We start from the raw sequence: 24065 nt of genomic DNA on the forward strand, positions 1-24065 counted from the left end.
TGATCAAAGAGAAATTTCCTGTTCCAAATCATTAAATTTTTATTTTTTCTTAATTCAAAATCATTTTTACCAATGAAAAAGGGAATACAAAAACAGTACGTTACGCTCCACATTCTGATAGTTTTCTTTCTCGGATTAAATGTCGTAGCCGCGCAAACACCACAAAAGACTCCGTTAAATGGAACGCTGGGATTTATTGAAAACAAAGGACAGTTTCATGATCAAAATGGCAAAGAAAGAGAAGACCTGCTGTATATGTATATCCGTCCGGGCATCAAGGTGCAGTTGAAGCCGAATACCATCAGCTTCGACTTATTTACCATTGAAGCTGACCCACAGAGCATATCTGAAGCTCAGGGTTATGCTGCATCACATAATCTTGATCCTGAAGATGCACCGCTTCCTGATTTTCATTACAAAAGCAGCAGAATAGATCTGCAATTTTCCGGAGCCAATGAGCATCCTGAAATTGTTGCCGAAGAAATGTTGCCTGACTATCTTAATTACTATCTGTCTTATACACCACAAAGTGGCTTGACAGATGTAAAGCAATACAATAAAATCACTTATAAAAATCTTTATGACAACATTGACCTGGTAATGATTGCAAGCCCGGATCAATATCCTGTTCGGGCGCTTGCCTATGACTTTGTGGTGCATCCGGGCGGAAATGTAAATGAAATCCGCTACCGTTATCAAGGTGCAAACAATCAGGAAATATACGACAACGGCACATTGGAAACCTCCAATGAACGGGGACGTATTTTTGAAATGATTCCGGAATCTTACCTTCAAAATGCACAGGGTATGAAAGTATTACCGGTAAGTGTGTCTTTTAAAAAGGAAAATGATTTTATCAGCTTTAATGTCCCGCATTATGATGTGAAGCAGTCCCTTGTAATTGACCCTACGCTTGTATGGGCTACTTATGCCGGAGGGTTGGAAAGCGATGAAGCCCGCGGTTTGGCAGTTGACAGTGAGGATCATGTAATCATTACAGGCCGTACCTATAGCTCTGATAATATTGCAACTACTGGAGCTTATCAAACAGAAAAAATCGGGGATATTGATATTTACATTGAAAAATATGATCCGAATGGAGTGCGTATCTGGGGAACTTACTATGGAGGTTCAGGCCTCGACAGGGCAAGAGCATGTATTGTAAATGACGAGGAGTATATTTATTTAGGCGCGCATACTACAAGTCCTGATGGAATTGTGACACTTGGAAATGGCATGCACCAGGAAATTTTTGCAGGTGTGGAAGATGGTCTTCTCGCCTATTTTGATCCTTCGGGACACAGGGTTTGGGCTACTTATTATGGGGGAGAGGACGAGGATATTATCCGGAGACTGAAGATGGACCATGATGGAAATATTATTATGGTGGGTTATTCAAACAGTGATAGTGGTATTGCTACAATTGATGCATGGCAGCCCTTAAATAATGGCAATTCCGATTTGTGTTTGAGTAAATGGACATTTGACGGCCAATTGTTATGGGGAACATTTTTAGGTGGCGAGAGCGAAGATCATGGCAGAAGTGTGGATGCTGATCCAAGTGGTAATATATACATCAATGGAAGCACAGGAAGCAAGTTTGGTATAAAGAAAAATGCGTATCGCGATCATAATTCTGGGGGACAGGATTATTTATTGGCTAAATACAGCCCAACCGGTGGATTAAAATGGTGCTCTTATTGGGGCGGTGAATTTGAAGATCGTGGAAGGGGCGTGAGAGTTGATCCATTAGGTGAGTTTGTCTATTTTATTGGATATAGCGCGAGTGACACCGGTGTTTCCACACCGGGTACTTTTCAACCTGAATGGAGCCAGGGATATGATGGACAAGGCGAGCCTTCTCATGACGCAGTAATAATGAAATGGAGTACGAATGGTTATCCGGTCTGGTCAACATATGTGGGCGATGGTGCTGAAGACCGCGGCCGTGCCGTTACCATGATCGGAAATGATCCTTATCTCGCAGGTACTACAAATTCTCCTACCATTGTAGGAACACCAGATGGTTTTCAACCTACGTATGGCGGTAAAGATGATATGTTTATAGAAAAGTTTGATTCTGCGGGTAACCGGATCTGGGGCAGCTATTACGGCGGTCCGGAAAGAGAAAGTACCCTTGCCCTTGCTGTGGACAATGAAGATGTAAACATGTTTTTGGTTGGAACAGCAGAAAGTGAAGGTATCAGCACACCTGGTGTTGCACAGGAAATATTTGGTGGGTTTGACGATGGTTTTTTGCTTAAGATACAGGTAGGAGTGGAAGTTTCGGCAAACGAACCCCAGGCAAGCAATGGCATGGAAATTTATCCGAATCCTAACCAGGGCAGTTTTTCTATGACTTACCGGATTTCCGAAGATGCCACTTTAAAGATTTTTGATCTGCTGGGCAAACAGGTTTATGCAAAAGAATTGAGTGTTGCCTCACAACAGGTGATTGTAAAAAATCTTTCCCTCATTCCGGGCATTTATGAAGTGGTGATTGCAAACAATGAAAAGCAATTTTCAACTAAGAAGATGATTGTAGTGAAATAACAAATTCATTATTTTAAGTCTGAAAAGGTGGCGCAATGCCACCTTTTCTTTTTCAGGGACAAAAAAATGGCTTTCGTTATTCGACCTAAAGGAATTTCTAAGCTGAAAAATCATCGAAGAATCATGAGTTCAGATTACAATTCTAAGAAAGAAAATTACCTTGTCCGCCGTTTACCTTTTAATGGATCGCTTCACTCCCCGCTGAAATTTTAAGATTCAGGTTATGGCTTCCAATTCAACGCATGATTTTTTATCCTATCTTATTATTATCACCACTTTATTATTACTCGGCAGAGGATTTGGTGAGTTATTCAGGAAATGGAAACAACCGGCTGTAATGGGGGAATTGATTGCAGGTTTATTAGTGGGTCCCTCCGTCTTAGGTAATTTGTTTCCTTCCTTTTTTCATGAGCTATTTTTTTCATCTGCAAATGCACAATTTGCATTTGATGGCATTTCCCGTATCGCTATCATTTTGTTTCTTTTTGTTGCGGGAATGGAAGTGCACTTACATGATGTATTGAAAAGAGGGAAAGCAGCAGCTAAGATCAGCTTATCAAGCATTGTATTTCCCTTTGCTGCCGGATTTGCAGGCACCTGGATTTTCTTTGATCATTTTTTAAGTAATGGTCATGCTGACAAGTTGGTGCCTGCTATGTTTATGGGAACTGCGTTATCAATAACAGCTTTATCTGTGCTGGCAAAAATTCTGTTTGATCTTGAGTTAGGAAGGTCACGATTCGGAAGTCTCTTGTTAACGGCTGCCATGATCAATGATTTTGCAGGTTGGATGTTATTCACGGTAGTAATAAGCCTGGGTGATTTACAAGAGGAAGGCATGGGCTTATGGCAGACCATTTTATTGGTGATGATTTTTACCATTATTCTATTAACAGAAGGACGAAGGGCAATTGACAAACTTTTTGAATTTGCTTCACGAGAACTTAAAGGTCCCGGGGCTTCATTGGCTTTAGCCATTATGTTATGCCTGCTCGGTGCCATCTTTACAGAATGGGTAGGAATTCATGCAATATTCGGCGCTTTTTTAACTGGTGTAGCAGTGGGTGATTCCCGGAATTTCAGTCGTAAAGCAAAAGATATGTTACATGAATTTGTTTCTAATCTTTTAGCCCCGCTGTTTTTTGTTTCCATTGGATTGCGCGTTAATTTCATTAAAGATTTCGATGTTTTCATTTGCATTTTTGTGCTGTCGATTGCATGTTTGGGTAAGTTGATTGGCGGGTTTATCGGAGCACGCTTAAGCGGGTTCAAAACAAATAAAGCGATTGCGGTAGGCTTCGCAATGAATGCCCGGGGCTCAATGGAAATTGTGCTCGGAATCCTTGCACTTCAGGCAGGAATCATAAATGAAAAGGTGTTTGTTGGTTTGGTCGTGATGACCTTTGTAACGATACTTATCGCTGGTCCTTCGATGCGTTATTATCTAAACAGGCACAATCGTTTGTATCCACTCAATTAAGGATTTCCTCCTGCGATAGGAATATAAATTAATTAATGCAGCAACAACAACCCCTATTGAAGCATCACCTTCAGCATTGTTTTCGAATCACCCTCCAGAATTTCCACCAAATACAACCCAGGAACAAAGTGCTCTGCAGGAATTTGTAATGGCTGTGTAGTTTCATTTACCTCCAATTGAGTGGAATAAACCGGCTGATGTAATAAATTGTAAACAGTAATTTTTACTTCTGTTGGTGTTACGGTGGAGAGCTTAAGAGAAATTTGACCGGCTGCAGGATTTGGATAAACCATTGCCTGCAGCGAAACCGGCGCTTGCAATAATTCCTGACCTTCTTTCATAAACCACGGTGAAGCGTTGGTTATGGGAAGAATTCTATAGCAGTTATTCGCATCGAATGATGCAGCAGTATGAGAAATTTCCAAAACATAATTTCCTTTAGGCGCGCTGTTATAAATTATTGTTTCATCCACCGTTCCGGCATTCACTGATGAAAAAAGTAACTGGCCATTCGACTTATATAATTTCAGATCGTAGTCAGCCATTAGGTCGGTAAGCACCAATTTTAAATTGGTAGGTGATGACAGCTTTAATTTATACCAATCGAAATCTGCAGCGGATGAAATAGCGGCGGTATAACCCCAAAGATTTGCATCATCAAATGTCTTGATCAGCATCGCAGTTGCATTAGTGTTATTTGGTTCATACTTATCATAGCATGCATCAGCAACATTCAAACGGGTCACAATCGTTTCGTTAGCGCCATTGTTTGTTGTCTGATAAACACCCGGGGTCGCAGAAAAATTATTTCCTGTGGTAGATAATAAAAGGTCAAGGAATCCATTTTTATCAAGTCCCATTCCATGCAATTCTTCATTGTCTTCTACTCCAAAATAGCTGCCCCAGATTCTGGCACCGGTAAATGAAAATTTTCCTATAAAGCCATCTGTGGTGCCACCATAAGCTGGCTGATAGGAGCCGGTTGTGCTGATATTATTAAGGCTTGAAGTTAAACCACCGCAATAAACGAAATCATTATCATCATCTACTGCCAGTGTAAATAACTGGTCTTTTCCATTTCCTCCGTAATAAGTTCCCCACTCTCTGCTGCCATCAGGGTGAAATTTTGCAAGAAATCCATCATACTTCAGGGCACCGTCATTATCATAAGCCTCATACCAATGTTCCTGCAAAGCACCCGTTGAAGCCATTCCTGACGGGCTTGCCGACCATCCGATTATATAGGCATTACCGGCATTATCTGTTTTAACACCACGTCCATGGTCTTCATTTATTCCACCCAGATAACTGCACCAATAAAAATTTCCGGAGGTATCCCACTTTGCAATAAAAACATCAGTTCCACCACCACCATACACGGATTGATGAACGCCGGCAGTTGCAAATTCTGTTTCACTTTCGCAGGTTCCTTCTATATATAAATCACCATTTTTTCCAACGCAAATTCCATGTGCACGGTCCTGCGCAGGCCCGCTGAAATAAGAAGCCCATTTTAGGACACCTGCAGATGTAAACTTTCCTAAAAAAGCATCTCCATTGTTTCCACCCGGATTATTCATTGCTGCCTGGTGTGCACCCGGAGTTGCGATTTTATCCGGACTTACCGTGTATCCTGAAAAATAAATATTGCCCTTTTTATCGCAATCCAAATCAAGTATTTCATCCTGGATAGAACCACCAAAGTAGGTGGCCCATTGCCTGATACCGGAATCATTAAATTTTACCAAAAAAGCATCCTGTCCTCCGGCTAATGAAGCCTGGTAAGTACCAGGCGTACTGATACCATTTTGGCTGGTTGTTAGTCCGCCGAGGTAAATATTGTTATCCGCATCAGTAGCTACTGCATGCCCTTCATCTTTACCTGACGAACCGTAATAAGTTGCCCATGATAATTTGCCCACGGTAGTGAATTTGGCAACAAAAGCATCGTGATAGCCTCCACCATAAGTGGTCTGGTAAGCGCCAGTGCTTGCAACCTGAAGCGTGCTGAGCGTACTGCCCGCAACAATCACTTTTGATTGCTTATCTACTGCGAGTTCTCCATTGTTAATGTCTTCTGAAAGGTTGCCTCCAAAATAAGAAGTCCATAAAATATTGGGATCAATTACGATCGTATTGGTGTAATCGCGCTCTATTTTATAGCTTATTTTATTTTTATCGAAATGGTATGCAGCAGGCACCGGTAATTCATTTGCAGCAGTGAAAGCAATTACTTTGCTTTCTTCAATTATGCCGGATCGGGTTAATAACTTAAAACCCTCTCCGGGAACCGGAATCATTGCAGTAGCACCTTCATATAGCAAGCTGATTTTCGAGGCATCCGCACCCGGACTAACGATCCATTCATATTTCAAAGTTGTGCCTGTGCTTTTGTCCGGGGCAGAAAAAACGAGGTCGACCCCAGGATAGATGTTTTTATATCTTACTTTCTCAAAACTTTGAACTCCGGTTATTCCTTCAGAAGTACAGTTCGAAGTGTAAAAATTAAGCACTGTTCCTGTTGATGACTCTCCGAGGATTTGAGGGTGAGCATTTGCTCCAACAACTTTTACGTCGATGCGGTTTGATTGCAGGTTGCCTTCTTTTTGTTCAAAGTCCTCTGACTCCATCGGCAATGTATTTTTTAAACCTGATTCTGTCAGGTTTTGCGGCAATTTTTCTTCGAAGAGCTCGTAGCTGAATCCACTTTCTTTAAGCTGGAGATTAAAGTACCTGTCGGCAAAAATAAACCGGACACTGCTGTTGGAATTTCCTTTTTGATCTACTACCTGACCTTTATTCTCTACAAAATTCAACAGTTGTTGAGTGGATGCCAGCCATGTTTCCTGGGCTGTTACTCCAAGATAGCTGAAAATGAAAATGAAAATTAGTGCAGTTGTTTTTGTCATTGCAGTAGTTTTTTCTGTATTAAAATCTTGCTTTTTGAAATATCCCTACAAGATATTACGCTAAAATTACACTTATTAATGGATCGAAATTGTTGGCTTATAGCTCTTCCTCTTTTGCAATTGTACCTGACATTTAAATAATGATAGGGTAAACCTTTCGTATTTACGCCCTCATCATTAAAAATCAATGATAGCTACTGGCAGGCCGCTACCATACATTATTGTTAGTTTATTAAATACAGGCTATGAGGCGATTGCTTTTATTGTTTTATGAAACCTGCAACCCAATTTTTTTCATTTGATTTAAGAAGCAATTTGTAACTTCCTTTGGGCAGACCGGCTAAAGGAATTTGAAGTGATTGGTAGCCTTCTGTGAGTGCAATTTCTTTTGTACTCATTATACGTCCAAGCAGGTCATAAATGATTAGCGTACTGTTTCCGGAAGAAGGTGAGGTCAAACTGAATGAAAGTTGCGCATCAGCAGGATTAGGAAAAACGGTGAGTGTTAACAGTTCCGGCTTGTCGGTTTCAAAGTAGTTTCCTGAGAGCTTTGGAAACATATTCGTGCTTTGATAAATCTTAAGCCGGTAGCAATTGAGTGAGTCAAACGTCGAATTATTATGACCGATTTTAATATAGCAAAAGCTACCTGGGGCATTATTGTAAACAATGGTATCATTAACGCCAACAGGATTATTGGAACTTTGCAGCAATACCTGCTGTGAGTTGTAAAGTTTCAGATTGTAACTGGCTGGCTTATCAGAAAGTATAAACATAAAATTCGATCCTAAATCTTTTGGTTTTGTTTTAAAAAAATCCTGATCAACTCCATTTACAATGCCTCCGGTGAAACCATAAAAAATGGTATCAGCAGGAAGCCAGCCCTGGACTTGTTTTGCGGTGGAAAATGTATTATTGGGTTCATTGTAATCGTAACAATCGAGTCCTGCATAAAATCGGTATAGAATGACCTCATCATTACCATTGCTTTCGGTTTGATAAACACCCGTCGTAACCGGCATCCGGTTATTACTTGTAACTCCAAGTAAATAAATAAAGCCATCTGCATCCTGCTCTATATCCTGAATATGCTCTTCGGAGTTACTGCCAATGTAACTGCCCCAAATCAGTTTCCCGTTATAATCCCAACGCGCAAAAAAACCATCTGCACCCGATACCTTGTTCTGTTGCCAGGCATTAGGCGAGGCAATAGAATCAAGACTTTTTGTTCCGCCCGCTACATAAATAGCATGAGCATTTCTGTCAAGAGTCATTCCCCAGATGCGATCGTAATCACTTCCACCGTAATAAGTTCCCCATACTCGCTGGCCTGTTGTTGTGAATTTGGCTAAGTATCCATCTTCTAATCTGGTGGTGCCATCATAAGCGGGTGTCCAGGTCTCCTGGTGAGCACCCGGTGTTGCAATACCCATTGTACTTTCTGTAAGCCCGGTGATATAAATATTACCCTCAATATCTGATTCCACACCTCTGCCACGATCAGAATATTCTCCACCGAAATAGGTGCTCCAGATGCGCTGACCACTTGTATCAAATACTGCAAGCAATACATCCTCATCTCCTCCTCCAAAAGTGGTTTGGTGAACACCGGTTGTTGTCATATCTGTAGTGCTCCCTGTAGTACCCTCTAACAAAACGCGGTTATAGATATCGAAATTGATAGCATGAAAACGGTCAGAACCCAGCGCTCCGAAATAAGTTGTCCAGAGTTCAACTCCGTCTGGCGTAAATTTGGAAAAAAGACAATCCCCCGAGCCTCCGAATACTTCCTGGTAAGCTCCAGGTGTTGCAATACCCACTTTGCTTTCTGTATAACCAGCGCAATACAAATTCCCTTTGTTGTCGGTAATAACATTCCGGTAGTGGTCGTCATTCGCAGATCCTTTGTAGGTGCTCCAAAGAAAGATACCTGCCGAAGTAAACTTCGCTATAATCCCGTCGCCAGAACCTTTGCTGTCCATTTGCCCTATAGTAGCGAGTCCATCGCTTACTGCTTTTCCATATAAAATGACATTATTAGATTTATCCGTGCAAGCTCCATATCCTAAATCCTTTGAATTGCCACCGAAGTAAGATGCCCACTCCAATTTGCCATTGGTTTTAAATTTGGCTACGAAAAGATCAGAAGGGTCTCCACCATAAACCGTTTGAAACGCGCCTGCCGATGCGATATTGGAAATACTGGTAGTATTACCACTGATGATGGGCGACTTCTTTTTATCCAGCACAACTTTAGCGGCATCTTCAATTTTTTCACCTCCATAATAAGTTCCCCACATCAGAGTCGGATCAATGATCAGCGTTTGAGTTTTATCATATTCGCCAATCGTGTATTTCACATGATTTTTTTCGATTGCATACGCAGAATAAACTTCTTTCCCCCCGGTTTTTAAAAAGGAAACAGGCTTACCCTCTTCTACATAACCTATGGCTGTATTAAGCTGAACGGCACCTTTATCATTGATGGTTAATGCATGATTGCCACTGTATTTCAGGTCAATCATATTTGGATCTGCCCCTGGCTGTAGCACAAAATCGTAATGAAGTGGTGTATCTTTTTCATCGTTTGGAGCGGTGAATATGAGATCAATACCCGGATAAATATTGTGATAAGTGATGGTATTGAATGCCTTCACCCGTTCGATACGGTTTGTTTTAACAGGCGCATAATAATAATTGAAGTAAGCGCCGGTGGCATCTGAAGCCTCTATGGTCGCGTTTTTATCGGCACCTTCAAGTGACACATCAATGCGGACAGAACTTGCGATGCGAAGAGCAGATCCTGAGTTATCCTTGTCTTCTGTTGCAAATCCCGCTTCATCCATATTGTCGCCTGCAGGAACTGCCTGAAAGAGTTCGTAACTAAAACCACCTTGCTTCAACTCAAGGTTAAACAAATCACGGCTGTAAATAAACTTTACTTTATCGTTTATCTTCCCCGATGTGTTTTTTACCTGGCCTTTATTTTCAAGGAATCCTTTCTCATTAAATGATCCCATTAGGTTTTCAGGTTTTTGCTGAGCGTAGGCTAGGGCAAAACTGAGGCAGCATATTACACTTAGGGTAAAGTTTTTCACAGGAATTGGTTTAAGTTATTAGTTAAAAAAATCCGCATAGACAAAAAAAGTGCCTTTTTCAAAAGGAAGCGAATTTACGCCTTAAGTGATGATTGTGCAAACGAACTTACCAGAAAATCCTTTCATATGATTTCGTTTTTTCATCATTACAGGTCTTTCATTTTATTACAAAATAAAAATCGGGCAGGCTCTCAGCACATGATATACAACAATTTATTGTTGATTATCAGACGGTTATTCAGTTACTTTTAAAAACCTAACACTTTATTGAACAGTAAAGGTTTGTTGATAAGCCTGTTTATCCTGCTGTACTATGGTGAAATAATTACCGGCTGGCAATGTCTTCACATCAAGCGTTTCAGTAAATTCCGAGGAAGCATCATTATATACTTTTTCGTAAATCACTACACCGGCTGTATTCATGATCCGGAGCGTTACGGGCGCTTTTTCTGACGAGATGAAATGTATGGTTATATCCGTGGTGGAAGGATTCGGGAATACAGTTAATAAAGTCAGCGGGCTTCCGGGCTCATGTGAAAGCCGTTGCGGATTCGTGAGACTGCAGGAGTACAGGGAATCCCAGGTAAAATCGAGATAATAGTTACGCCAATAGGTGAGTTTGTCCCTGTATTGCTGCAATATGGTTGCATAACCCGGATCATTAACATGGTTAATTGTTTCGAGCGGATCAATATGGAGATCAAACAATTCTTCAGTTACCTGAGAGCAATTGTATTTCACGTATTTATAATCCAATGAACGTACTGAACGGATGTCAGGCAGGCAGTCTTTATTAAAAAACTCATACAGCATTTCTTTTCGTTCCACGGTGTGGTTCATCATTTTTAATAACGATACTCCCTGCATTCCAAAGGTATCTTCGATGCCTGCAAAGTCAAGGATGGTAGGCGCAATGTCAATATTCATTGCCATGTTATTGCTCACTTTGGTTCCTGCAGGAATAAGTCCCGGATAACGCATGAAAATGGGAATCTTTATCGATTCTTCGTAGGACATTTGTTTTTCAGAAAGTTTATGTTCTCCGATCATATATCCGTTGTCGCTCATAAAAATAATGAGCGTACTATCCATCAATCCTAATGTTTTGAGTTCATTGAATACGCCGCCTAGCGTTACATCAACGCCATTCAGCAATTCAAAATAACTGCGATAGAAATCTTCAAGTCCAGCGAGGTTAGGCGCAGCATGGCAGTTATAAATGAACCCGGGATAATTCTGTGTGTATTTATCAGGGCTTAGGGGTGAGGGCATTATTTCATCATCAAACATTCCATTGTCTTCTGGGCGTGGTGTTAGGGGAGTGTGAGGTGCCATATAAGCAAGCCATAAATAGAAGGGCTGATTTGGCGGCACTTTTTTCAAAAAGCCAATTGCACTGTCAGATACTACATCAGTGGCATGACCTGGAATTACTGTGGGAATGCCGTTTAGATTATATTGCGCGTCTGTATAATCATTTCCATGCATTTCCATCCAGAAATCATAGCCCGGTTGTGGATGTTTGGATATATGGTACTTTCCTATAAGGCCAGTATAGTAACCGTTGTCATGCAGTATTTGAGGCAATGTGATTTGTGTAATGGTATCTGCGTTAACCTGCGTAGGGTTATCGGTTACGCCATGAAGGTGGGGATAAAGTCCGCTGGTGATGGAAGCCCTGCTTGGGGCACATTGCGACTGTGCCGGAAAACTCAATTCAAAATTAGCCCCTTCATTTGCAACGCGCGACATGGCAGTATCATGAAACCAAACTGGTCCACCGGTTGCCTGGTAAGAATCAAACCGTGCATCATCAATAATTACCAGCAAAACATTTTTTCTGGAAGGAGGTGTAGCCGCCGGCGTGGAGAAATTTACTATAGTTGAATAATCAGAAGGATTTGGACCACACTTGGCACGAACTCGCACCTGGTAAGCAGTGGCCGGTGTCAATCCGGATAATTGATAACTCGGTGATGAAATATTTGAAATAGTAGTCCAACCTGAAGTTCCGGTTTTTCGATAGCGCAAAGAAAAATTTGTCGCCCCGCACAAAGCGTTCCACGTAACAGTAGCGCTGGTCGGGAGAATACCGGATACAGCAAGATCATTTGGTATCGAACAAGTGGTGGTCGCTACAGTAATTGTTGAACTGAAAGTGCCTTCTTCATTGGAAGCGCAAACCGCCGCCACCTTCACATTATAGGAAGTATTCGCAGCCAGACCTGAAATGGTGTAAGCTGTAACGTTGCCGATTGAATTCAATGCAATCCAGTTGGAGGAACTCACCGCTTTATACTGAAGGTGATAAGCTGAAGCACCGGTTACCTGTTTCCATTTCACTGTAAACTGGCAACTGGCGATTTCATTGGATTTAAAACCTTTAGGTGCAGGAAGTGTACAGGTAGCCAGGGATTGAAAAGTGTAAAAAAAGAAGAAGACCGGTAAAAGAAATTTCATGGGACGATTGCTGGGTTTAAAAAGCTGACTTGAAATCATGATGCTCAAAACCACAACCCGCTTCCAGAATATCATTGCATAATCTGTATGAAGTAGTATAAGGTAACAACGTTGATAATTTTGAAGCGGCTAAAATAATTGTTTCGCAGATTAAGTAAGGCAATCGTTTTCAGTAATTTTTTGATACTATCCGGTTGACCCATGAATCGCCGGTGCTTATGTTAACCAGGTAAAGGCCAGATGAAACCTCTGGCAGTTCAACTACAACATCGTTCATCCCTGCATTAAAAATATATTCCCCGCTCCATACAAGTTTACCAACGTAATTGAAGACCTGAATAGAATATTTTTTTTCTGTTGAAGCCTTATAATTAATATGGAACTGATCTTTGAAAGGATTTGGATAGACGAGCATATTTTTTTCCTGATTAGATTCAACGCTGGCAAGATCAGCTGACTTTTTAAGAGTGGGGCAGTTGTATTGCTTTGCATCAGACAGATTGATAAGCTTCGCAATAAACGCATCTGATCCTCCCGAATACCCGTTTTTCAATTGCTGGAAATTACTGCCGGCAACAGTATTGATATCTGCACTATTTGTTGCAACACTGAAGTACAATTCATTACTCGGTCCCAACGCAATCACCGGATGATAACTGGATCCTGTTTTTTGTCCTTCTTCACCTGTGCCTCCGAGATATGTGGAATAGATTAATTTTTGCTTTGCTGTTGCCGGGTCATTTAGCACAGCAATAAAAGCATCATATTTTTTGGTGGTGTTGTTTCCATTGAGCATAGTCTGCACCGCATCTTTCAGCGGAAAGAGGTTGCCCGGAGTTTTAGTGAGTCCTGCAATAACGATGTATTGCTTTGATTGCTTTTTGAAGACAACAAGGCCGTTTACCATGTCATCGTAGTTACCTCCGAAATAAGTACACAACATCAAACTTCCGCTATTGCTAATTTTAAAAATGGAAGCATCACTTCCATCAATGGATTGTCCGGGAATACCAAAATCTTTATCATAAGCATTATCGGTTACAGGTAGATCATCGCTTTGGCCCCATAAAGTGATAAACAGGTTGCCATCCTGATCGATATCCATCTGACGACCATGGTCATAATTTGTACCACCCAGATAGGTTCCCCATGTTTGCGTAAATTTTCCATCCAGATCATTGTCTTCCCACTTACATAAAAAGGCATCCGTGCCTTCATTATAACTAAGGTCGAAACCACTGCCTGATGCAATATCAGCAGGGCTATCTGTTGTGCCTGAAACAAAAAGATCAATCGGCCCGGATCCATTATCATAAACTTTCACATCGTGACAGCGATCATTTCCATTGCTGCCCATGTAGGTAAAAAACATTAATGTACTTAACAGGCTGTCAAACTCTCCCAGAAATCCATCTCCGTTGTCATTATAGCCGACATCGCCAACATGTTGGGCAAGCGTATCCAAATGATAGCTTTTGGTACTGCCGGTGAAAAATACTTTATGCCGGTTGACGGCAATGCTGAGGATATTATCGGGTGCGACTTTAGTACCTGATGCTGTTTTCCCACCAAAATAGGTCCATCGTAATAGTGTTGCTGAAGAACCATTGTCAATAAATTTTGCAATAAAAGCGTCATCCTTGTCCGCCGCATTGGGCTGAAAAACAGGAGCAGCATTTCCATCACAGGCAAATGCAGCTACAGGACTAACCACATAACCTTTTTTTCCCGCTACATACAAAATAGTCTTGCCATTTTCCTTATCAAGAGCAATGCATTGAATAAAATCACCAATGTAAACTGACCAGATCAGCTCACCGCACCTTTTGTATTTTGCAATATAGCCGTCACCTCCGCCAAGATCCATGATATGGTCGGTGCACATATTCACATCTATTTTAGGTGGTGCTTTACTTTGACTCACCACATAAATATGCTCAGGGTCGTCATCGTCCACCACAAGCTGATCAACAAGTTCGTCAAGAGAATAAGAATAATTGGGAAAGTTCGCCGAATCATTGAGATAGGTTCCCCAATCAATGGCATCGTAGGTTTGTGCATGTATTGTTTGCTTCAGTATAAAAAAGCAAAATAGTGTTATCAGTAACGTATTCGATTTCATACTTAAGCAGATTAATGGAATTTTTCCTACAGATGGTGATATGTTTTTTTAATAGCGCTTTTCAAATATAAGAAAAAACACGTTAAAAGAACAGGATCACTTGACGTGCAAAAGCCAGGTCACGCGGACTTCTTTTATTTCAAAAAAATGTAAAGGAAAGATGTTTCTGTTGAACATAAAATTAATTCACGAACGTGCTATATATTTTTTAAAGCTGATTGCGAGTGCGGTTATTTCTTCATCAAAAATATTTGAATACACATCCGTAATTGTGATAATAGGAGTGTATTCAACAGCACATTACATTATACTGAATTGCATCTAACGGTTCATTATTGATGCTGCACAACAGGTGTTAGTATTTAAAATTTGTCTGTCAGCATGACGAGTGCTTATATTTGCGCTTTAACAAAACACCTTACTGAAAAGAATTCGCAAATAAAACAGAGCAGATAACAGTGAATTTTTTCGGTACCATAAAATATATCATTTATGATCAACTGTAACTTACGTTTTTACGGCATGCGGATTTTTGGAATGCTGTTGCTGATTTGCTTCTTAATAAACCTGAAATTCGCTGCTGCTCAGACTTACTATCCGGCCTGGGGTTCTTATATTGACCTTGGCACAACCACGCACAAGAGTGAGTACATTGAACAGTTGGTTGTTGACAAAACAGTGAGTCCGGAGGAAATTTATGTTGTTGGCCGCACAAGTTCCGTAACCGAGAATATACCGGTTTGTGATAGTATGATAAAGTCGGGCGGCGCCAATGATGTTTTTATTGCGAAATTAAATCACTGCGGCGAAATCATGTGGAAAAAACTGTTTGCCACGCAGTTCATTTCAAATGGTGTTGTGATTCCTGGAACTGAATATGCTTTCACGATTGCATTGGACAATTACAACGGGCATAAGTATGTTTTCATTGGCGGAGAAATACGCAATACCGACGCTTCAGCAAAAGCTACAGTTGCCTGCGTGGAAGAACCAGGTTGTTCTGCTCCTGTTTACCAATCACCGCATGGAGACAATTGGGATGGGTTTATTGCTAAATATGATACAGCAGGCAACCTGCTTCGCTGGATAAAACTTGGTGGCAACAAATTCACTCAGGGAGCACCGGATAATATCCTTGCCATTGCAATTGATCCCTACACCAGCGAGCTGTTTGTAACCGGTAGAGCGAAAAGTAATAATATGGGAACCAATGCTGCTTCTAAGTATGACAGTACCTTTAATTCGACTGCAAGCACAGGTGATTGTTTTATCGCCAAGTTTGATAATTGTCTTTCAACACTTGAGTTTTTCAGCTACTACGGTGGATTCCTTGATGACCGCGGGCATGATATTGTGCTTGACACAAGCAAAGGCGTTTGTATTCCTATTATTTCCGGAACTACCGAAAGTTTCAACATCCAGATAAACCCGCCCAACCTGCCGGCTGACTATAACGGAAATGCCATGCATTGCAATGCTGCCGGAGTTTGCATTGACGCGTTTTTAATGCGTTGGGATTCTGTGCTTACCAAAGGACCGGATTGGTTTTTATATTTCGGTGGAAACAACACCGATCGCGGAAGAAGGCTGGCACTTGATAATGAAGGCAATATTTTTTGGACCGGATGGACGCAAAGCAGTAACATGTATAAAACCGGAAATGCATTTGATAAGTCTTACGGTGGTGGCGGTGATAATGATGCTTTTGTAGCGAAAGTTACACTCGATGGTGCTATTCCGTGGTGTACTTATTATGGTGGTAACACAGTTGATATTTCCAATGCAATAATCTGGTATAAGGACCCTGTCACCCTGCTGAAGTATGCGATTATTACAGGACTTACTACAAGCACAAATCTTGGTTGTACCACTTGTTCCCAACCTCCCTTCTTAAGCGATTTAAATGGGCCCGGTAATGACGGACCAAACATGGATGCATTTGTTGCCAAGCTAACCGACTTGCCTATAGGGCAAAAGCAAAAACTGGATTTTTACACCTTGTATGGAGGCACTAAAATGGAAGATTTTGACAATACGGAGAGTCATGGTCCGTATCTCGATTTCGGACCTGGAAACCAGATTTATATTTCTTTAGCAACGAAAAGCTCTGACATAGGAGTGGTTACCAAACTTACCAATGTTGTAGGAACTTACGCCGGCGCTGATAAAACTACTACGGATGGATTTGTAGGTTTGATAGGTCTTACGAATTTAGTGACCTGCATGCCTTTAAAAACAGAAGAAGTTGCCAACCAAATGCAAGCCGGTATCTCTTCTTATCCTTCACCCTTTTCAAATGAGGTTACGCTTTCCATTCGTTCTGAATCAGAAACAGCCGGAAGAATTGAGGTGATTGATTTTTATGGAAAGGTATTAGTTTCAAAAAATGTTCAGCTTCACCAGGGAGAGAATACTATTCACTTTGACTTTGATCATTTATCCGCTGGAATTTATATGGCAAGAGCAATCTTCAATAATCAGCAATTAGTTTCAAAAATGGTGAAACAATAACCTTTTTATTCTTCCAATATCCAGTATGCTTATCAGTGCCACAATCAGGAAAAGAATTCCGGGCATTTTGTAACGCACCAGGGCACCAAGGTTTGGTACAATGGATCCTGCGAAAATGAAAATGGAGAAGGAAAACAACATGCAAAAGATAAAAGTGGCTGATTGAATTTTACCACTATCATAAAAGAAAACAGTGGTAACTATTAAGCAAATTAACAACAGGTTATCAAGTGCAAACGGAAGTTGATACACTGAATTTATGGTAAACAGGAAAGGCAGCATAAGACAGTTTTTTATTCCTACCGGCATTGCTTTTATAAGGGAAATGAAAGTACCATCGAGTAAGCGGAAGGAAATGTTTTCAGAATAGGGGATATGGAGAAATTCCTGTTGCTGTTGAGACATTTTGGTCAATAAATTAATAGTGGAAAAAAATTCACCGCCAAACAACAGGAGCATATAAAAAGCCAGAAAGGAAATGATAAAGGAAAGCGCTTTATGTTGTGAAAATTTAGCGGACAACGCATATCCTGCAAGACATGGAATCAGGAGCAGCAGTAAATAATTACGCACCATCAATAATAACCAGCAACCAAAAATGAAAACAGCTATCCGCTGCCAGGTTATCTTCGTTAATAATTGCTGGAAGTGAAAAAGAATCAGGCCAAGTGCTGCGATTGACAATCCGTCTTTATGAATACCTGATGACCAGAATGCAACAGAAGGGAAAAGAAAGAGCACAAATATCAATATATACTTCTCCCTTACTACATAATCATGAAGCCATCTGAACAGGTAAAGCATTCCGGTAAGAGTTAGAAAATTATAGATCGTTACGTTTACGAAATAGTGATTAAAACTTACCAGGTTCATCAATGCATTCATACGCACCATAAAATAGGAGCTCATAACGTTCCAGTAAATCATCTGCGATTCATAAGATGCAAGATCAGGCGGTGGTGGCTTCACCGTATACCACAGCGTAAGACGAAGGAATTGACCGACATGTTCCGGCAAGGCACTCAGCAAAATTTTGCTCTCATTAAAATAGGAAATGGTATCACCACCATCATAAAGTTGCAGGTGCAGCAATCCATACAAAATACCGGTAAGCGATTTAATTAAAAATATAACAATGATCCAGCTTATGGGTAAATGAAAGCGCTGAAAGAAAGATAGTTTCCTGATAAGCAATGAGAATATAAAAACATAGATCAGTATAAGAAAAATTTCTTCAGCTTGCATTTTTCTTATCTCATTACCGGTTTAGATTGATCATTGCATACGGGTGATTACGATAACAGGTCTATTTGAATTTCAGCACATCGATATGTTCTGTGCAAAACAAATATTCGCGTGATACATTAGAACAAACAATAACCAGTCGTTCACCCACATAGTGTTTCATCAGGTCAAGATACCACGCAACACCATTTTCATCAAGATTGGTAGTGGGCTCATCCAATAATAGCAATGGAACGTCAGACAATACTGCAAGCGCAACTTTCAACCGTTGTTTCATGCCTGATGAAAAGTTGCGGATCTGTTTTAAAGGATCAGCATTAAGTTGTGTAACGGCCATTGCATCCGCGACACTGAAATTATTAATGAACGGTTTGAATTTTTGCTGAAAGAGGAACAATTCTTCCATTGTAAATTCTTCTACCAATTCAAGATATGGAGCTGCAATGCTTAACTGTCTGAAAATATTTTCAGGTTCAATAACAGTGGAATTAATTTCATACTGAACCGAACCTGAAGAAGGCGTGAGTATGCCGGCGACCATTTGCAGCAAGGTAGATTTCCCGCTTCCATTCGGCCCCAGCACTGCGTAAGTATGGCCTGATTGAAAAGTGTAGTTGATATTTTTCAATATCCATTCATAATTGAAGCGCTTTCCCGCAGCGTTAATCGTGATCTTCATCCCGACCATTCGTATAGCCTTTCATAATGCCCCGTTCAGAATTGCGGATAAAATCGAGGATGATATTTTTTTCAGGAGAAGTGCCAAATTCTTCTTCCACCAGGCTCAGGGCTTTGGTGATGTTGTGATTTTTTACAAAAATGATCCTGTAAATATCTTCAATCCTTGTAATGGTATCTTCTTTATAACCTCTTCTGCGAAGGCCGATGGAATTAATACCAACATAAGAAAGCGGTTCTTTAGCGGCTTTCACAAATGGAGGTACATCTTTTCTTACCAGCGAACCACCTGAAACAAAAGCATGCTGACCAATTTTTACAAACTGGTGAACTGCAGACACTCCTCCTAAAACAGCATAATCTTCGATGATGATATGACCTGCCAGTGCTGCATTATTCGCAATCACACAATTATTGCCGATTACGCAATCATGTGCAACATGGGCATAGGCCATCAACAGGCAATTGCTGCCCACAATGGTTTTATCATTGGCAGTAGTTCCTTTATTCACGGTAACACATTCGCGGATGATAGTATGCTCACCGATGATGGCATACGTGGTTTCTCCCAGGTATTTAAGATCCTGCGGTTCGCCTGAAATTACCGCTCCCGGATAAATTTTGCAATTGTTACCGATGCGGGCGCCATTCATGATGGTTACGTTGGGACCAATCCAACATCCATCGCCAATTTCAACGTCCTCGTATACGGTAACGAAAGGACTGATGTCCACATTCTTGCCAATCCTGGCCCCTGGATGAATGCTGGTGAGATTAAGTGACATTGTGCCTGTTAAGAATGCTGTCGGGTTAAAAAAGTTACTGCTATATCTAAGTTTGTTTTCAAGAAACCTGAAGTTCCTTACGTACGATTTTGGCAACCAGATCTGCTTCGGTCACCACTTTGTTGCCAACATACACAACACCCCTCATCTCACAAAGTCCACGTCGGATGGGACTCAACAATTCGAGTCTGAGAATCATGGTATCTCCGGGAACCACTTTATTTTTAAACCGGGCGTTGTCTATTTTAAGAAAATAGGTGTCCCAATGTTCAGGATCTTCCACTGTATTCAGCACAAGTATGCCACCGGTTTGCGCCATGGCTTCAATTTGTAAAACTCCCGGCATTACCGGATTACCCGGAAAATGTCCCTGGAAGAAATTTTCGTTGAAGGTGACATTTTTTACGCCGACTACATGTTGGTCGCTGATCTCAATGATTTTATCAATGAGCAGGAACGGATATTTATGCGGTAACGATCGCTCTATTTTCCGGATATCATAAATAGGCGGAAGGTTAGGATCGTAGACAGGAATATCTTTCATGGCTTTTGATTCCTTGATAAAGCTTTTGATTTTTTTTGCAAATGCAATATTTGTAGAATGTCCCGGCCTTGTTGCAAGAATTCTTGCTTTGATTGGTGTACCAATCAGTGCCAGGTCGCCCACTACATCGAGTAATTTATGGCGCGCAGGTTCATTGTTGAAACGAAGCGCTACATTGTTAAGGTAACCTTCTTCCACTTCAATGTCTTCGCGGTTAAAAAGGCCTGCCAGTTTTTTTAGCCTGGCATCTTCAATCTTATGATCAACAATCACCAATGCATTATCCAGTGAACCTCCACGGATGAGGTTATTGTCAACCAATGATTCTATCTCATGCAGAAAGCAAAAGGTACGCGCTTCTGCAATTTCTTTTTTGAACTGACTGATATGATCCACCATCGCATGCTGCGGTCCGAGCACAGGAGAGTTATAATCAATCATCACTGTCAGTTGGTATTCATCAGCAGGAATAGCAACCATTTCCACATTCTTTTGTTCGTCGCGGAAGCTGATGTTTTTAGGAAGACAGAAATATTCTTTTCTGAAATTGGTTTGTTCTTCGACTCCTGCATCCAGGATCGCTTCAACGAACATGAGCGAACTGCCATCCATGATGGGAACTTCCTGCGCATCGAGTTCAATGAGCGCATTGTCAACTTCCGTTCCTACAAGTGCGGCAAGCAAATGCTCAACGGTGCTCACTTTCACTCCATGTTGCATTAACGTGGTGCCACGTGCTACCTCCACTACCAGGTCAACATCAGCCTTCACGGTAGGTTCGCCTTCCACATCCATCCGTTTAAAAATATACCCGTGATTGCCTGGCGCAGGCCGCACCGTAAGATTTACACTTTGTCCTGTATGTACACCAACTCCTGAAAGAGTGAATGATTTGCTTAATGTCTGTTGAAATACTCCCATGATTTTTCCCTTCGAAGAGATACTTTGGTTATTATTGATTGGTCATTGGTCATTAGCCATTAGTCATTGGCCACACACAACTGACAATTCACTACTCACTACTCACTACTTTTCTCTCCAACTCCAACACTCTCTTCTCCAATTCCGGTAAGTTACGAAAAATGGATTGTGACCGGAGTGAGGCAGTGTATTCAAAAGCCGGAGCGCCATTCCATGCTTTGTTTTTTTCTTTGATTGATTTGGAAATGCCACTCTGTGCATTGATCCTGCTTCCATCAGCAATTTCAATGTGACCGACAAATCCCACCTGTCCGCCAATCATGCAATGTTTTCCGATTTTGGTGCTTCCGGAAATACCGGTTTGAGCAGCGATAACGGTATGTTCTCCAATTTCCACATTGTGTGCAATCTGAACAAGGTTATCCAATTTCGCACCACGACGGATGATGGTGGAGCCAAGTGTTGCACGGTCAATGCTCGTGTTCGAGCCAATCTCCACATCATCTTCAACTACCACATTCCCCAATTGCGGAACCTTCATATAACTGCCATCAGGTTGCGGTGCGAAACCAAATCCATCAGCACCAATCACCGCACCTGAGTGCACTATACAGCTCTTTCCAATCTTACAATTCCGGTAAATTTTTGTACCGGGATAAAGCACTGTATCATTACCCACGGTTACACCTTCCCCTAGGTACACGTTGGGGAAAATTTTTACATTATCCCCAAGCTGAACATTCTTTCCGATATAACTGAAAGCGCCAATGTACGCATCCGAACCAATGGAGGCCGACTCATGAATGAAAGAAGGTTCCTCCGTACCAATCAGCTTGTCATGCGGTTTGTTGAATTTTTGCAGCACACTTGTAAAAGCAATATAAGGATGCTCTACGCGAATTACAACAGGGTCGATGCTGTTTTTCAGTACAAAATCACTCGCTACAATAATTGCTGAGGCCTTAGTACTGTAAGCAAAGGCTTCGTATTTGGCATTGGCAATGAAACTGATAGCACCAGCAGCAGCATCTTCAATTTTCGCCGGATGCGTAATGACTACAGCAGGATTTCCTTCCAGATTTCCTTTAAGCAGTGTACACCATTCTCCTGCGGTCATTTGCATCGCGCAAAAATAACCTTTTTTTCATGTCGATTGCTTCAAAAACAGGCAGTTGCTTACTACATTGCCAATGAGCATAAATGGCTTATTCCAGGATAGAATTTCACAGCAGGACAACCGGAATTGAGAAGATGAAATTCAGGAAATATCACTTCAACTTTGGTATTTGCCTCTTTTCAACAGGCCTCACTTCCATTTTAATTCCTGCTGATTGATCTCATATTGCCAAACTAATTTATTGTCTGCGTTGATCGCTGCAATATTTGCACTCCTGTTGTTGCGTTCGCCGCTTATAGTGACTTTCATAAAATTCTGTTCTGTAACAGCGACAGGCACCACCCGATAAGGGTTTTTGAATTCTTTTGTTTCTGCAAATTTTGCATAACTGCGTGAAGTAAAAGCTGAACTTGTTACATCGTACAAAGTATACATTCCTTCGGGTTGCACTTTGATGATCTCCGATATATGACGGTCGCCGCTCAAAAAGATGACTCCGGGAATTTTATTTTCTTTAATCAGATTCAACAAGGCGTCATATTCCTTTTTATAAAAACGAAATCCCTCAAATTCATTCAAAGGGTTAAGTACCTGGCTGCCGAAGACGAGAAATTTGAACGATGCTTTTGAGTAGAGCAGGCTATTGACAAGCCATTCCAGTTGTTTATCACCAAGGAATTTTTTTTCACTACTGGTATCATTCATGCCATCATCAGACCTGTAATAACGATCGTCAATCAAAAAGAAATCGCAATCGCTCCACGTGAATTTTGTATAAACACCGGGATTATCTGCTTCACCAAAAGTTTTGTTTCCCCAGAAATCTTTGAAGGTTTGCAAGGAAACATCTTTTAATTCGAAAGATGCTCCGCTATCATTAGGACCATAATCATGATCATCCCAAATAGCATAGTTAGGCCGCGAAGAAAGCAACTGCTGCATGTTGCTGCATTTGCGTGTGTGGGTATAACGATAATAGAAGCCGCTCTTTGAAGTATAGTCTGATTCGCGGGTATAAGTATTGTCGCCCAGCCAAAGCATAAAATCCGTTTTTACTTTGGCCATCGTGTCAAAAATGCGCGGACTCAGTCCATACACTTCGCCTGGACGGTCTGTTGGAGGATCATTGATGTAAGCGCACGATCCGAAAAGAAAAGAAAAATCAGGAGCGGGCCGGCGGTATTCCCAAATGTCTTTTGTTTTAAAAGTTAGTGGATAAGGGAGCAGTTGCTTTTTGTTGTTGAGATAAATTTCATAAACATATTCGGTATTCATGTCCAGGTTTTCCAAAACAATTTTTTCAGGATTGTATGCTTCTTCCAACGTACCTCTGTAATGAATCGTGATGTTATTGGAAGGTTGATTTTTTGGATAATACTTTACATCAACAGCATTGACGGCTGTAGTGACCTGCAGCCAAATTAGTGCTTCGCGATGTTCTACATAACCAAGCATTGGTCCTGCAACGAGCATGTTAGTTTCTTGTGCAGTGCAATTTGGTACAATTGAATGCAGCATGGCGAGTAGAAAAAGAGTCCGGTTCATCTTTTTGATTTTTGACTGGCTGAAAATAACATTTCCATTTACACTTGTTGTGCTTCGCAGCTCCTGAAAAATTATTTGATGAAGTGCAATTGCAGGC

Annotated in this window: 13 protein-coding genes; 3 read left to right on the top strand and 10 right to left on the bottom strand. The window is 41.1% G+C overall.

The window, feature by feature from the left end:
* Positions 1-72: 72 nt before the first annotated feature.
* Both IPO83_13155 and IPO83_13160 read left to right on the top strand, forming a co-directional pair.
* A complete protein-coding gene (locus IPO83_13155) occupies positions 73-2553 on the top strand; it encodes a T9SS type A sorting domain-containing protein (protein ID MBK9732206.1) in 2481 nt (826 codons plus the stop codon).
* A 223-nt stretch (positions 2554-2776) separates the two neighbouring features.
* A complete protein-coding gene (locus tag IPO83_13160) occupies positions 2777-4033 on the top strand; it encodes a cation:proton antiporter (protein ID MBK9732207.1) in 1257 nt (418 codons plus the stop codon).
* A gap of 53 nt (positions 4034-4086) precedes the next feature.
* On the opposite strand, the gene IPO83_13165 is transcribed toward IPO83_13160, so the two are convergent.
* The 4 genes from IPO83_13165 to IPO83_13180 all read right to left on the bottom strand — a co-directional run bounded on the left by IPO83_13165 (position 4087) and on the right by IPO83_13180 (position 14622).
* Positions 4087-6942 carry a T9SS type A sorting domain-containing protein gene (locus tag IPO83_13165; GenBank protein MBK9732208.1) on the bottom strand — a complete coding sequence of 952 codons (2856 nt, stop codon included), beginning with the start codon at positions 6940-6942 and terminating at the stop codon, positions 4087-4089.
* Positions 6943-7202: 260 nt separating this feature from the next.
* Positions 7203-9962 (bottom strand): SBBP repeat-containing protein, encoded by a 2760-nt coding sequence (locus tag IPO83_13170; protein ID MBK9732209.1) that lies wholly within the window; start codon positions 9960-9962, stop codon positions 7203-7205.
* 342 nt (positions 9963-10304) lie between these two features.
* Positions 10305-12500, bottom strand: coding sequence for a sulfatase-like hydrolase/transferase (locus IPO83_13175; GenBank protein MBK9732210.1), 2196 nt, complete (start codon positions 12498-12500; stop codon positions 10305-10307).
* A gap of 169 nt (positions 12501-12669) precedes the next feature.
* The gene (locus tag IPO83_13180) at positions 12670-14622 is read right to left on the bottom strand and encodes a T9SS type A sorting domain-containing protein (GenBank protein ID MBK9732211.1); all 1953 of its coding nucleotides are present in this window, start codon (positions 14620-14622) and stop codon (positions 12670-12672) included.
* A gap of 492 nt (positions 14623-15114) precedes the next feature.
* Here IPO83_13180 and IPO83_13185 point away from each other — a divergent pair, with 492 nt between their 5' ends.
* Positions 15115-17133: a T9SS type A sorting domain-containing protein gene (locus tag IPO83_13185; GenBank protein MBK9732212.1), complete on the top strand. Its 2019-nt coding sequence runs from the start codon at positions 15115-15117 to the stop codon at positions 17131-17133.
* Here IPO83_13185 and IPO83_13190 read toward each other — a convergent pair.
* The 6 genes from IPO83_13190 to IPO83_13215 all read right to left on the bottom strand — a co-directional run bounded on the left by IPO83_13190 (position 17113) and on the right by IPO83_13215 (position 23968).
* A complete protein-coding gene (locus tag IPO83_13190; protein ID MBK9732213.1) occupies positions 17113-18378 on the bottom strand; it encodes a hypothetical protein in 1266 nt (421 codons plus the stop codon). The genes IPO83_13185 and IPO83_13190 overlap by 21 nt on opposite strands.
* A 61-nt stretch (positions 18379-18439) precedes the next feature.
* The gene (locus tag IPO83_13195) at positions 18440-19057 is read right to left on the bottom strand and encodes an ABC transporter ATP-binding protein (protein ID MBK9732214.1); all 618 of its coding nucleotides are present in this window, start codon (positions 19055-19057) and stop codon (positions 18440-18442) included.
* A complete protein-coding gene (gene lpxA, locus IPO83_13200; GenBank protein ID MBK9732215.1) occupies positions 19041-19841 on the bottom strand; it encodes an acyl-ACP--UDP-N-acetylglucosamine O-acyltransferase in 801 nt (266 codons plus the stop codon). Before lpxA ends, IPO83_13195 begins: the two co-directional genes overlap by 17 nt.
* A gap of 58 nt (positions 19842-19899) precedes the next feature.
* On the bottom strand, positions 19900-21306 hold the full coding sequence (locus IPO83_13205; GenBank protein MBK9732216.1) for a bifunctional UDP-3-O-[3-hydroxymyristoyl] N-acetylglucosamine deacetylase/3-hydroxyacyl-ACP dehydratase: 1407 nt from the start codon (positions 21304-21306) through the stop codon (positions 19900-19902).
* A 91-nt stretch (positions 21307-21397) separates the two neighbouring features.
* Positions 21398-22429, bottom strand: a complete 1032-nt coding sequence (gene lpxD / locus IPO83_13210; protein MBK9732217.1) for a UDP-3-O-(3-hydroxymyristoyl)glucosamine N-acyltransferase — start codon at positions 22427-22429, stop codon at positions 21398-21400.
* 183 nt (positions 22430-22612) lie between these two features.
* Positions 22613-23968, bottom strand: a complete 1356-nt coding sequence (locus IPO83_13215; protein ID MBK9732218.1) for an alkaline phosphatase family protein — start codon at positions 23966-23968, stop codon at positions 22613-22615.
* Positions 23969-24065: the final 97 nt, after the last annotated feature.

The organism is Chitinophagaceae bacterium, from assembly GCA_016717285.1.
Taxonomy (GTDB): domain Bacteria; phylum Bacteroidota; class Bacteroidia; order Chitinophagales; family UBA10324; genus JACCZZ01.